The organism is Pseudofulvibacter geojedonensis (assembly GCF_042675745.1).
In the GTDB taxonomy this organism is placed as follows: domain Bacteria; phylum Bacteroidota; class Bacteroidia; order Flavobacteriales; family Flavobacteriaceae; genus Pseudofulvibacter; species Pseudofulvibacter geojedonensis.
Map to the genome: position 1 here is coordinate 18,391 of NZ_JBHTJM010000011.1, position 13,066 is coordinate 31,456.

General features: G+C 31.1%; 12 protein-coding genes. 8 read left to right on the forward strand and 4 right to left on the reverse strand.

Translation table 11 applies throughout. The features are described from left to right. Positions 1-8 precede the first annotated feature (8 nt). Positions 9-857, forward strand: a complete 849-nt coding sequence (locus ACFQ1O_RS13850; RefSeq protein ID WP_377716922.1) for a dihydrofolate reductase — start codon at positions 9-11, stop codon at positions 855-857. A gap of 78 nt (positions 858-935) precedes the next feature. Then, entirely contained in the window at positions 936-1,829 is an 894-nt protein-coding gene (gene fabD, locus ACFQ1O_RS13855; protein ID WP_377716924.1) for an ACP S-malonyltransferase, read from the forward strand. A gap of 69 nt (positions 1,830-1,898) precedes the next feature. Here fabD and ACFQ1O_RS13860 read toward each other — a convergent pair whose 3' ends face one another. From ACFQ1O_RS13860 to ACFQ1O_RS13870, 3 genes are all read right to left on the reverse strand, one after another. After that, entirely contained in the window at positions 1,899-2,339 is a 441-nt protein-coding gene (locus ACFQ1O_RS13860; RefSeq protein ID WP_377716926.1) for a hypothetical protein, read from the reverse strand. A gap of 132 nt (positions 2,340-2,471) precedes the next feature. Continuing rightward, positions 2,472-3,491 carry a UDP-glucose 4-epimerase GalE gene (galE, locus tag ACFQ1O_RS13865; protein WP_377717484.1) on the reverse strand — a complete coding sequence of 340 codons (1,020 nt, stop codon included), beginning with the start codon at positions 3,489-3,491 and terminating at the stop codon, positions 2,472-2,474. A 60-nt stretch (positions 3,492-3,551) separates the two neighbouring features. Continuing rightward, entirely contained in the window at positions 3,552-4,676 is a 1,125-nt protein-coding gene (locus ACFQ1O_RS13870; RefSeq protein ID WP_377716928.1) for a DegT/DnrJ/EryC1/StrS family aminotransferase, read from the reverse strand. A gap of 115 nt (positions 4,677-4,791) precedes the next feature. Between ACFQ1O_RS13870 and ACFQ1O_RS13875 the strand changes: the two genes are divergently transcribed. After that, positions 4,792-6,027, forward strand: a complete 1,236-nt coding sequence (locus ACFQ1O_RS13875; RefSeq protein WP_377716930.1) for a 3-deoxy-D-manno-octulosonic acid transferase — start codon at positions 4,792-4,794, stop codon at positions 6,025-6,027. Between the two features lie 7 nt (positions 6,028-6,034). Here ACFQ1O_RS13875 and mutS read toward each other — a convergent pair whose 3' ends face one another. Beyond that, positions 6,035-8,635 carry a DNA mismatch repair protein MutS gene (gene mutS, locus ACFQ1O_RS13880; RefSeq protein ID WP_377716931.1) on the reverse strand — a complete coding sequence of 867 codons (2,601 nt, stop codon included), beginning with the start codon at positions 8,633-8,635 and terminating at the stop codon, positions 6,035-6,037. 244 nt (positions 8,636-8,879) lie between these two features. Here mutS and ACFQ1O_RS13885 point away from each other — a divergent pair, with 244 nt between their 5' ends. The 5 genes from ACFQ1O_RS13885 to ACFQ1O_RS13905 all read left to right on the forward strand — a co-directional run bounded on the left by ACFQ1O_RS13885 (position 8,880) and on the right by ACFQ1O_RS13905 (position 13,042). Next, positions 8,880-9,365 (forward strand): DUF1573 domain-containing protein, encoded by a 486-nt coding sequence (locus tag ACFQ1O_RS13885; RefSeq protein WP_377716932.1) that lies wholly within the window; start codon positions 8,880-8,882, stop codon positions 9,363-9,365. A 121-nt stretch (positions 9,366-9,486) separates the two neighbouring features. Further along, entirely contained in the window at positions 9,487-10,017 is a 531-nt protein-coding gene (locus ACFQ1O_RS13890) for an RNA methyltransferase (protein ID WP_377716934.1), read from the forward strand. Positions 10,018-10,051: 34 nt separating this feature from the next. Continuing rightward, positions 10,052-11,488 carry an MBOAT family O-acyltransferase gene (locus tag ACFQ1O_RS13895; RefSeq protein WP_377716935.1) on the forward strand — a complete coding sequence of 479 codons (1,437 nt, stop codon included), beginning with the start codon at positions 10,052-10,054 and terminating at the stop codon, positions 11,486-11,488. Between the two features lie 2 nt (positions 11,489-11,490). Then, positions 11,491-12,459 carry a hypothetical protein gene (locus tag ACFQ1O_RS13900; RefSeq protein WP_377716937.1) on the forward strand — a complete coding sequence of 323 codons (969 nt, stop codon included), beginning with the start codon at positions 11,491-11,493 and terminating at the stop codon, positions 12,457-12,459. A gap of 13 nt (positions 12,460-12,472) precedes the next feature. Continuing rightward, positions 12,473-13,042 (forward strand): hypothetical protein, encoded by a 570-nt coding sequence (locus tag ACFQ1O_RS13905; protein WP_377716939.1) that lies wholly within the window; start codon positions 12,473-12,475, stop codon positions 13,040-13,042. Positions 13,043-13,066: the final 24 nt, after the last annotated feature.

Here is a 13,066-nt window from a genome sequence, read left to right on the forward strand (position 1 = left end):
ATAATCAAATGCAAAACCAACACGAACAATACGAAAACGCTCGCAAGCGAGTAAAACAAAAGAAGCGCTTATACTTTCATTTTGTAGTGTTTGTATTGGGCTCTATTATCCTAACAGTTTTAAATAAAGCTTTACATATTGGTGAAGACTTCATTACCAATTGGTACATTATTGTTATTACTATTTGGACTTTTCTATTCTTGCTTCACATTGTAAATGTATTTATTACTAATCGATTTTTTGGCAAAGAATGGGAGCGCATTCAAACTGAAAAAATACTTGCCAAGCACGATAAGAAAGTAGCTAAACTAGAAAAAACGGTGTTAAAAGAGCACCATATTCAAGAAGAAATAACCTCAAGAAAACAAGATCAACAAGTGATTACTATAATTGCTGCTGCTGCAGAAAACAATGAATTAGGGAAAGACAATAAGTTAATTTGGCATCTAAGCAACGATTTAAAACGATTTAAAAAATTAACTTCTGGCCACCATATTATTATGGGTAGAAAAACATTCGAAAGCTTCCCTAAAGCATTACCTAACAGAACTAACGTAATAATTACCAGAGACACCAATTATCAAGCAGAAAATGCTGTGGTAGTTCATTCTTTAAAAGAAGCCCTAACCGTTGCGAAAGATGACTCTCAACCGTTTATTATTGGAGGAGGTGAAATATACCAACAAAGCTTATCTATAGCTGATAGAATAGAATTAACTCGTGTACACCACTCTTTTGAGGCTGACACTTTCTTTCCTGAATTAGATTTAAACATATGGAGAGAGATAGCTAGAGAAGATTGTTACAAAGACGAAAAACATAATTACGATTATAGCTTTATTACTTACGAGAAATAAATTCTTAATTTTCCGTAATTTTGCAACACTAAAAATAAACTTATCATTCGGTTAATATCGAATATTAAAAATAAACTTATGAAAGCATACGTTTTTCCAGGACAAGGAGCTCAATTCTCAGGAATGGGATTAGATTTATATGAAAACTCAGATATTGCTCAACATTTATTTGAAGATGCTAATGAAATCTTAGGGTTTCACATTACAGATATTATGTTTGAAGGTACTGCCGAGCAATTAAAAGAAACTAAGGTTACACAACCTGCTATCTTTTTACATTCTACAATTTTAGCTAAAACCTTAGGTGATTCTTTTCAACCAGATATGGTTGCAGGTCACTCTTTAGGTGAACTATCTGCTTTAGTTGCTAACGGAACTTTATCTTTTGAAGATGGATTAAAATTAGTTTCCAAAAGGGCTTTGGCTATGCAGAAAGCTTGTGAAGTTCAACCTAGTACAATGGCCGCTGTTTTAGGGCTAGAAAACGATGTAGTTGAAAAAATCTGCGGTACAACTGAAGGAATTGTTGTAGCAGCTAACTACAATTGCCCAGGACAATTAGTAATTTCTGGAGAAATAGAAGCAATTAACAAAGCTTGTGAGACTTTAAAAGAAGAAGGTGCAAGAAGAGCTTTGGTTTTACCTGTAGGAGGAGCTTTCCACTCTCCTTTAATGGAGCCTGCTCGAGAAGAGTTAGCTGCTGCCATAGAAGCTACACAATTTAACAAACCTAATTGCCCAATTTATCAGAATGTTACAGCAAGTGCTATTACTAATGAAAATGAAATTAAGAAAAACTTAATCGCTCAATTAACGGCACCTGTAAAATGGACTCAGTCTGTTCAACAAATGATTGCAGATGGTGCTACTTCTTTTACTGAAGTTGGTCCTGGTAAAGTTTTACAAGGGTTAGTTAAGAAAATAGACCGAAGTATGGAAACTTCTGGAGCTAGTTTAAATATTGAAGCCTAATAAATAGGATATTAAAAAAAGAGAGCTGACTAAAAATAATTAAATTTAGTCAGCTCTCATTATTTATACTTATTCATTTTTTAATCTTATTTGGATAGCTAAAATATTTGGCAAATAACTATAATTGAATTTATTCAATATCTGAATTTTATACTTTCCTCTACTTGTAAAAACATACTCTTTCTTAACCTCATAAGTTAAATCACAGTAATCACCAGCACAATTACCCAACTCATTACCTGACACATCCCTTGTCTTTATAGTAATTGGTATTTTTTCTATTTGATGATTTGGTGCTGTAAAATAAATCTCTATTGGTATTTCAGAAAATTGAGAACCGTACACGTAGCTTAACTGAAGCTCTAAATTAGCTACTGTATTATCTTGATTTACAGAAAAGTTCGTTTCTAAAGTATTTGTTTTCTCCCATCTATTATCAGGAAAATCATCAAAAGATTTACTAAAAAGCTCAGCCTCATTACATGATGAGGCTGATACTAAAACTATCATAAGTACGCCTACAGTTTTTAATAGGCTCATTTTAGCTTTGAGGACATTTTTAAAACGACTTAGGTTCATTTTTATTGTACTTACTTATTTAACAATCAATTAAATATAGAGAAAAACGAACGCAATTAAAAATTACCCTCTTATCTTTTGCTCCCATTTCCAAGCTGACAGCATTGCTTCATCTAAAGTAGATAAAGCTTTCCATCCTAATTCGGTATTAGCTTTTGAAGTATCTGCATAAGCTGCCGTAATATCTCCTGCTCTTCTTACTCCTATCTTATAATTTAATTTTTTTTCAGAAACTTTCTCAAAAGAATTAATTACTTCTAAGACTGTACTTCCTGTTCCTGTACCTATATTAAATACTTCATAATTTTCTTTCTGCTTACCACCTATCAATCTCTCTAAAGCAACAACATGAGCTTTGGCTAAATCAACCACATGAATATAATCGCGTATGCAAGTTCCATCTAGAGTATTATAATCATCACCAAAAACAGTTAACTCTTTTCTCATTCCAACAGCTGTCTGGGTAATATAAGGAACTAAATTTTGCGGAACACCTATAGGTAATTCTCCTATTTCTGCTGAAGGGTGAGCTCCTATTGGGTTAAAATAACGCAAAGCAATTGACCTTAAATTATTAGATACTCTAGCTGAATCCTTTATAATTTCTTCTCCAATTTGTTTGGTGTTTCCATAAGGCGATTCTGCTACTTTTACAGGAGCATTTTCAGTAATAGGAAGCTCATCTGCCTGACCATAAACAGTACATGAAGAACTAAAAATAAAGTTGGGAATTTGATACTTTTCTAACGCCTGTAATATATAAACTAAACTAGATATATTGTTTTCATAATACAATAACGGATTTTCTACACTCTCACCAACAGCTTTACTTGCCGCAAAATGAATAACACCTAGAATATCATTATGAACTTCAAAAAAAGAAAAAACAGCAGCTTTATCTCTTACATCTAACTGCTCAAAATAAGGCTTTACACCTGTTATTTTTGCAATACCGTCTAGAACCTCTAAAGAAGAGTTAGACAAATTATCTATTATTAATACTTCATATCCTTTTTGCTGCAATTCTACTACAGTATGAGATCCTATAAAACCTAATCCCCCTGTTACAAGTACCTTCATAATTTCCTATTAATTAAAAAAGCCTTGAAATTTCAAGGCTCTAAAAGTATTTTAAATATACAATTATTTTGTTACAAACTCTATTACTTTACCTGTAATGAATTTAATTTGCTCATCATCTAACTCTGTATGCATTGGTAAAGATATAACCTCTTTTACCAACTGATTTGTAACTACAAAATCTTCTTCATTATAACGATCATCAACATATGCCTTTTGACTATGCAAAGGTATCGGATAATACACACCACACGGAATTCCATTACCATTTAAATGCTCAACTAAAGCATCTCTATCTACTCCTTTTACTTTTAAAGTATACTGGTGAAATACATGGTCTCCAGATCTAACAGGTGTAACTATAGCATCAATAGCCTCAAATGCTTTGTCATATTTAGAAGCCGTTAATTGTCTTGCCGCGTTATACTTATCTAAATTAGGCAATTTAGCACGTAAAACTCCTGCTTGTATCGAGTCTAAACGAGAATTTACCCCCACAACATCATGATGATATCGTTTATACATACCGTGATTTACAATTCCTCTAATAATATGTGCTAATTCATCATCATTTGTAAAAATAGCGCCACCATCTCCGTAGCAACCTAAATTCTTAGATGGAAAAAAAGAAGTTGATGCTACATGACCAATAGTTCCTGCTTTTTTAGAAGTTCCATTTTTAGACGTATAAGTAGCTCCTATTGCTTGGGCATTATCTTCTATAACATATAAATTATGCTTCTCTGCCAATTGCATTATAGCATCCATATTAGCACACTGACCAAACAAATGAACAGGCACTATTGCTTTAGTCTTAGGTGTAATAGCTCTCTCTACAGCATCAACATTTATATTAAAATCATCTGGATTTACATCTACTAAAACAGGTGTTAATCCTAACAAAGCAATTACCTCAACGGTGGCTGCAAATGTAAAATCGGCCGTAATAACCTCATCACCTGGTTTTAACCCAAGCCCCATCATAGCTATTTGCAAAGCATCTGTACCGTTCGCACAAGGAATAACATGCTTAACCTCAAGGTACTCTTCAAGTTCAGCTTGAAAAGCTTTTACTTGAGGACCATTTATATAGGCTGTATTATCTAAAACTTCTTGAATAGAAGTATTCACTTGTTCTTTTATTCCTTCATATTGACCCTTTAAGTCAACCATTTGAATTTTTCTCATCCTATGTCTAATTTCTTATAAGAATTCGTTCAAAAATACAAAAAGCAATCTGTTTTAAACAGCTATTTGAATTAAGAAATGTATTTTAGCTTTGGAAACTTATTAACAAGCCGTTTTGTTTTTTCTATACAACATATTAACTCATATAACCAAATACATTTTAAAGGTCATTGCTTTATTCAATCCTAAAATTAAACTATTTGTTAAAGGGAGAAAACATGTTTTTAAAACTTTAAAAAATACAATATCTACTTCTGATAAAACTATTTGGATCCATACCGCATCCTTAGGCGAATTTGAACAAGGATTACCCATAATAGAAAAACTAAAATTGCAATACCCGACTTATAAAATTATAGTTAGTTTCTTTTCTCCTTCTGGCTACGAGGTAAAAAAAAATAACCCTATAGCAGACTGTATTGTTTATTTGCCTTTGGACACAAAAAAGAATGTAACTCAATATTTAGATTTAGCACAACCTGATCTTGCAATATTTGTTAAATATGAATTTTGGCCTAATTATTTAAACGAACTCAAACAAAGAAACATCCCAACATTATTAGTTTCTGGTATATTTAGAAAGAATCAAATTTTCTTTAAACCATTTGGTAAAGGGATGCGAAAATCATTACATGCTTTTAGCTATTTCTTTGTTCAAAATGAACATTCTAAAGAATTATTAAACTCTATTTCTTTTAAAAATGTTGCTGTAGCTGGCGATACTCGTTACGACAGGGTTTCGGAAATTTTAGAGCGAGACAACTCTTTAGATTTTATTGCTGATTTCAAAGAAAATAAAACTGTTATAGTTTATGGCAGTTCATGGGAAGATGACGAAGCTATTTATTTAGATTTCTTAAACAACTCAACGGGTATTAAACACATTATCGCTCCTCATGATATTAAACCACGTAAAATAGAAAAATTAAAAAAAGGTATTCAAAAATCAGTTGTTTTATATTCTGAAAAAGAAGGTAAAAACTTAGCAAACTATGATGTTTTCATTATAGACACAATTGGCTTATTAACTAAAATATATAGTTATGCTGATATTGGCTTTGTAGGTGGAGCTTTTAAAACGGGACTACATAATGTATTAGAGCCAGCTGTTTTTGGCATTCCTGTAATAATAGGACCTGAATATAATAAGTTCCAAGAAGCCGTAGATTTGGTAAATCAAAAAGGAGTTATTTCTATTAATTCTAAAAATGAATATGAAACCATTATTCAAAAATTAATTACCCATACAGATTACAGAAAAGAAACTGGTAATATCAATGCTAGTTTTATTAAACAACAGTCTGGAGCTACCAATGAAATAGTGAGTTATATCTCTAAAACCCTTAAATAGGATAACCTTATTTTTTTACCAACATTCGCTTAATCTCATTAAGCTTCATTAAAGCTTCAACCGGAGTTAATGTATCAATATCTGTATGAATAATTTCTTCTTTTATATCGTTTAACAACGGATCATCTAAATTAAAAAAGCTTAGCTGCATTTCGTCTTGAGCTGCTTGAAGATTGTCTGTTAACTCTTCAGAAGAATGAGATTTTTCTAACTTCTTTAAAATCTTATTTGCCTTGCGTATTACTTGCTGAGGCATACCAGCCATTTTAGCTACATGTATACCAAAACTATGATGACTTCCTCCTTCTACTAGTTTACGAATAAACAGCACATTATTTTTAGTTTCTTTTACAGACACATTGAAGTTTTTAATCCTATCGAAAGTCTCTGTCATCTCATTTAATTCATGATAATGAGTCGCAAACAATGTTTTTGCCTTAGACGGATGCTCATGCAAGTATTCTGATATCGCCCAAGCTATTGATATACCATCATAAGTACTGGTACCACGACCTATTTCATCTAGTAATACTAAACTACGTTCTGAAACATTGTTCAATATAGAAGCTGTCTCGTTCATTTCTACCATAAAAGTAGATTCTCCCATAGATATATTATCACTAGCACCAACTCTGGTAAAAATTTTATCTACTAAACCAATTCTTGCCGCTTCGGCTGGCACAAAACTTCCCATTTGAGCTAGTAATACAATCAATGCTGTTTGCCTGAGTATTGCCGATTTACCGGACATATTTGGTCCAGTAATCATAATTATTTGCTGCTGATCCCTATCTAGAAAAACGTCATTAGCAATATACGCTTCACCCGGTGGAAGCTGTTTTTCTATAACTGGATGACGTCCATTTTTTATTTCTAAATCAAATGAATCGTCTATTACTGGTAACACATAATTATTTGTTTGGGCTAATTCTGCAAAAGAGCATAAACAGTCTAATTGAGCAATCAAATTTGCATTTTGTTGAACAGATTTTATATAGTTCATCATCCATAATACTAAATCTGTAAATAATTGTTGTTCAAGAACACCTATTTTTTCTTCTGCCCCTAAAATCTTAGCTTCGTATTCTTTTAACTCTTCTGTAATATAACGTTCTGCACTTACCAGAGTCTGCTTGCGAATCCAACTTTCTGGAACCTTATCCTTATGGGTATTTCTTACTTCTATATAATAGCCAAATACATTATTAGAAGCTATTTTTAAAGACGTAATACCAGTAGCTTCTGTTTCGCGAGCTAACATTTTATCTAAATAATCCTTTCCAGAATAGGCTAGATTTCTGTATTCATCTAACTCTTTAGAAACACCCGAAGCAATTGCATTCCCTTTTAAAATATTTACTGGAGCTTCCTCATTTAAGGTTTCTTTTATTTTTGCTCTTAATAAATCGCAACCGTGTAAATTATCACCTATAACTCTTAAAGCTTCATTTTTACAATTAGATGCTAAAGCTTTTATAGGGACTATAGCTTCTAACGAGTTTTTTAATTGAATTACCTCACGAGGACTCACTTTTTGAGTAGCTACCTTAGATATTAAGCGTTCAATATCTCCTATTTGTTTGGTGTAGCTTCTTATTTTATCAAAAGTATCTTGCTCTTTAATTAAATACTCTACTACCTGATGACGCTGTTGTATCTTTGTTGCATTTTTAAGAGGCAATGCTAACCAACGTTTTAACAGCCTTCCACCCATTGGTGAAATAGTTTTGTCTATTACATCTAATAAAGTAACTGCATTAACAGACTGAGAACCATATAGTTCTAAATTACGAACTGTAAAACGATCCATCCAAACATATTCATCTTCTGCTATTCTATTAATAGTTGTGATATGTTCTAATTTATTGTGTTGGGTTTCAGACAAATAGTATAGTACAGCTCCAGAAGCAACAATACCTTCTTGTAAATGTGCTACTCCAAAACCTTTCAAAGAATTTGTCTTGAAGTGATTCGTTAGTGTTTCTTCTGCATAATCGTCGTTAAAAACCCAATCTTCTAAATAAAATGCGTGATAATCTTCGCCAAAAGCTTCTCTAAATGGCAGCTTAAATTGCTTTGGCACCAACACTTCACTAGGTTTAAAGTTTTGAAGTAATTTATCTACATACTCCTCATTTCCTTGAGAAAGTAAAAATTCTCCTGTTGAAACATCTAAAAAAGCAATACCTATATGCCTTTTGGTAAAATGAACAGCCGCTAAAAAGTTATTGCTTTTAGCATGTAGCACTTCATCGTTTAATGCTACACCAGGAGTCACTAATTCTGTCACTCCTCTTTTTACTATCTTTTTAGTTTTAGAAGGATCTTCTAGTTGGTCACAAATAGCAACACGTAAGCCCGCCTTTACTAATTTAGGTAAATACGTATTTAAAGAATGATGCGGAAAACCTGCCAATTCAGTCTTATCTCCACCATTATTTCTATGTGTTAATGTAATACCTAAAATTTGTGCACTTTTAACAGCATCGTCTCCAAAAGTTTCATAAAAATCACCTACTCTAAACAACAACATTGCATCAGGATATTTAGCCTTAATGGTATTGTATTGTTGCATTAACGGGGTGACTTTTTTAGCTTTTGTTGCCAAGAGAATATGATTTAAATTCGTAAAATGCGAATTTAACTATTCTACTTCATATTATGAATTTGAATGAATTGTTTTTGTATACCAACCTTAAAATTAGTGTTAAACACCACATTTACCTATTCTTACGCTTCTAATCGTTTCTAAATTGAATTAAATTTTACTACATTTGGAAACCTCAAAAACCCTATATGTCCTTTGGCATTGTTTTTGTCAACATTGTAAAACAAAAAACAAATAATAAAAGATGAAAAAATTATTATCATTAGTTGTGGCTATAACTCTATTTACTAGCTTCTCTGTTACTGCTCAAGAAACCGAAAAGAAAACTCCTGAAAAAGGAGCTAAAATTGCTTTTGAACAGGAGGTGATTGATTACGGTGAAGTAGCTTATGCTTCTAACGGTGAACGTGAGTTTGTTATTATAAACGAAGGTGATGAACCTTTAATTATTACAAGAGCTAAAGGTTCTTGCGGTTGTACTGTTCCTGTAGCTCCAAAAGAACCTATTATGCCTGGTGAATCTGCTACTATGAAGGTTCGTTACGATACTAAAAGAGGAGGTCAACCTTTTTCTAAAACTATTACCGTTTACTCTAACGCTGTAAACACACCTACTAAAGTTGTAAAAATTAAAGGTAAAGTTTTAGCTAATCCTAACAAGGTTACACTTAAGAATGCACCTGCTACTAAAGCACCTGCTACTAAAGCACCTGCTAAAGCTGTAAACTAATTAAATTAGTAATATAAATTCAAAGCGCTCAAATAGAGCGCTTTTTTTATTCCTCTTTTTTACTGATTTTTGCAAGCATGTTGGGTTGATTACCATTAAAGCATCATAAATACTATTTGATATGAGAAAATTAAAAAACAATGAATTGGGTCGCAAAAATATTGCTGAATTTAAGGATGCTAAAAAAACTCCTATCATCGTTGTTTTAGACAATGTAAGAAGCTCTAATAATGTCGGTTCTGTTTTTAGATCTAGTGATGCTTTTTTAATTGAAAAGATTTATCTATGTGGTATCACCGCTACTCCACCTAATAAAGATATTCAAAGAACCGCTTTAGGAGCAACCGATTCTGTTGAATGGGAATATGCAAAAGACACCCTAGTTATTGTAGAGAAATTAAAGTCAGAAGGTTTTTTTGTTGCTTCAATAGAACAAGCAGAAAATGCAGTAATGCTAAATAATTTTAGTCCAGAATCAGGCCAAAAAATTGCCATAGTATTGGGTAATGAGGTTAAAGGAGTACAACAAGAAATAGTTAGTAATTCTGACACCTGTATAGAAATACCTCAACTAGGAACTAAACACTCTTTAAATATATCTGTTAGTTGTGGCATTGTATTGTGGGATTTGTTTAATAAAATAACTAATTAAAAAATCTATTTATTTTTAATTTACTAATCTAAAAATGCTTTTCAACTCTTTTGATTTTGCTTTATTTTTACCAATAGTATTTATTACTTATTGGTTAATCCCTAGCAAAAAAATAAATCTTCAGAATGCATTTATAGTTCTTGCTAGCTACTTTTTTTATGGTTGTTGGGATTGGAGATTCTTATCGCTTATTATATTTAGTACTGTTTTAGACTACACTATAGGTATCTACCTTAACAACGAAAAAAGCAAGAAGAAAAGAAAGGCTTTATTATGGCTTAGTATAATAGTAAACTTAGGCTTTTTAGCTGTTTTTAAATACTATAATTTCTTTATCGACAACTTTGTTGAAGTATTCTCAATATTTGGCATAAAACTAAATATTACTTCTTTACAAATTATATTACCAGTAGGAATTAGTTTTTACACTTTTCAAACCTTGAGTTATACTATAGATGTGTATAAAAATAAACTAAATCCAACTAAAAACTTTTTTGCTTTTTCTGCTTTTGTGAGTTTCTTTCCTCAACTAGTAGCTGGCCCCATAGAAAGGGCTACTAATTTACTACCTCAGTTTCATTTTAAAAGAACTTTTAATTACAACAAAGCAATAGATGGTCTTAGACAAATTTTATGGGGTTTATTTAAAAAAATAGTTATTGCAGATAATTGTGCTGAATATGCCAATTACATTTTTAACAATTCAGAGCAATTTAATGGTAGTACTTTATTTTTAGGTGCAATCTTTTTTGCTTTTCAAATTTATGGTGATTTTTCTGGCTATTCAGATATTGCTATTGGTACTTCTAGGCTATTCGGTTTTCATTTAAAACAAAACTTTGCTTTTCCTTATTTTTCAAGAGACATTGCTGAGTTTTGGAGACGTTGGCATATGTCTTTATCTACCTGGTTTAGGGATTATTTATACATTCCTTTAGGAGGCAGTAAAGGGAGTACCGTTAAAAAAATTCGCAATGTGTTTATTATTTTTATCGTAAGTGGTTTTTGGCATGGTGCTAATTGGACTTTTATTGCCTGGGGAACTATAAATGCTCTCTATTTTTTACCACTAATGCTTTTTAATAAGAATAGGAGAAATACCAATATTGTAGCTGAGGGAAAACTATTACCTACATTTTCTGAAATCTTAAGTATAGTGATTACATTTTCAATTACAGTTTTAGCTTGGATATTTTTTAGAGCCGAAAATATCTCTCATGCATTTGGTATCTTAAATAAAATATTTTCATCGTCTTTTTTATCAGTCCCACAAAAGAAACCAATAGAGCTTTTTTACTTAATTATTTTCTTTTTAATAATAGAATGGCTGGGTAGAGAAAAACAATATGCATTAGAAAACTTACAGTTAAAATGGAATGTAATTTCTAGGTGGTTTTTCTATTTAACCATTATAGTATTAATTTATTTTTTTAACGGCCAACAACAAGAATTTATCTATTTTCAATTTTAACTATGCGTAAATTTGTAACTCGTTTAATATTATTCTTTTTTGTTGTTTTTCTTATTAACCAAGGTGCTAATTGGATATTAGAAAAGCCTGTGCGCAACGCTATAAAAAACAAAACTCATAAAAAGTTTTTAAAATGGAATGACATACAAAATACTGAGAATAAATATGATATAATATTTTTAGGATCTAGTCGAGGTTATTGTGCTTACAACCCTATTATTATAGACAGTATTACAAATAGCAATTCGTACAATATGTGTACAGGTTCACAAAATATTACAGAAAGTTATTATTTGCTAAAAGAAATTCTAGAACATCAAAAACCCAAAGTCGTTTTTTTCGATTTATTTTATAATTCAATCAAATCTTCTCCAGATTATTACCATATATTATCAAACGCTCGTTTTTTGTCTACACACAACAAATTAGATCTTATTATTAATGGTTTTGGATTTGATGGAGTGGTTAATTACACTTTCCCTCTTATAAGTCAAAAACCTTATTTTAAAAATAGCCTTTTAAATTCATTTAATGATACTGTTGCAGTAACAAAGAGTAATTGGACTAAAGGTTTTTTAAACAGCAAAGAAGTAGTGAGTGATGCATCTATAAAAAACTTTTCAAAAATTAGTCATTTTAAAGACCTAAAAAAAGAAAAGAAACAACTTATATATTCTTTAAATTTAATTGCCAATCTGTGCCAAGAAAGCAATGTAAAATTCATTTGTTTAAGAGCCCCATATCCAAATTCGAGATTACAGATGAGTAAAGAAACAGATTTAATTACCACAACTCTTTATCAACAAGCGTGTACCGAATTAAGTATTCCTTTTTACGATTTTAATTACCTAGACAATACTAATTATCAGGATAGTTATTTTACCGATTTACACCATATGAATACTAACGGAGCTAATGCAGTTTCTAATGTTTTAGGCCATTTAATTAACAACTCTATTTTTTCAGAATAGTATTTTTTTTTACATGAAATATTTAACCTTAGTCTTTTTTTTTAGTTTCTTGAGTTTTTCTCAAAATCAAGAAGCAAAAATATTTTTTAACGACGGTGAAACTTTCGAAGGTTTTGCCTCAATAACTGGTAACAACAAAATAAAATTCAGGTTAAATTTAGAAGATGAACCAACAAAATTTTCGTCTAATGAGATTTCTAGAGTTGAATTTTATGGACTATATACTGAAGCTATCTTTGAATATGTTAAACTAAATAATCAATATAATTTACTACAAGTATTGACTGAAGGTGAAGTAACTCTTTATGCAGAAGTTAAAACTAGTTGGAGTGTTTTATTTCTTAATTTAAACACATTTGGAGCAGGTCAATATTCTGACACTAATTTTTTTACGCTTTATTTAATAAACAAAAAATTCCCAAAGCCTTTTAACAAAAATCCATTTGTAGGTTGGAAGAAAAAAATGATGGAATATTTTAGTGATTGCGATGAACTAGTACGAAAAATTAAAGCCAACGAATTTAACAGGAATGATCTGAAAGAAATAGTGGAGTATTACAATGACTTTTGTACTGACTTATAAGCTTTTTATATAACATCTAAACTT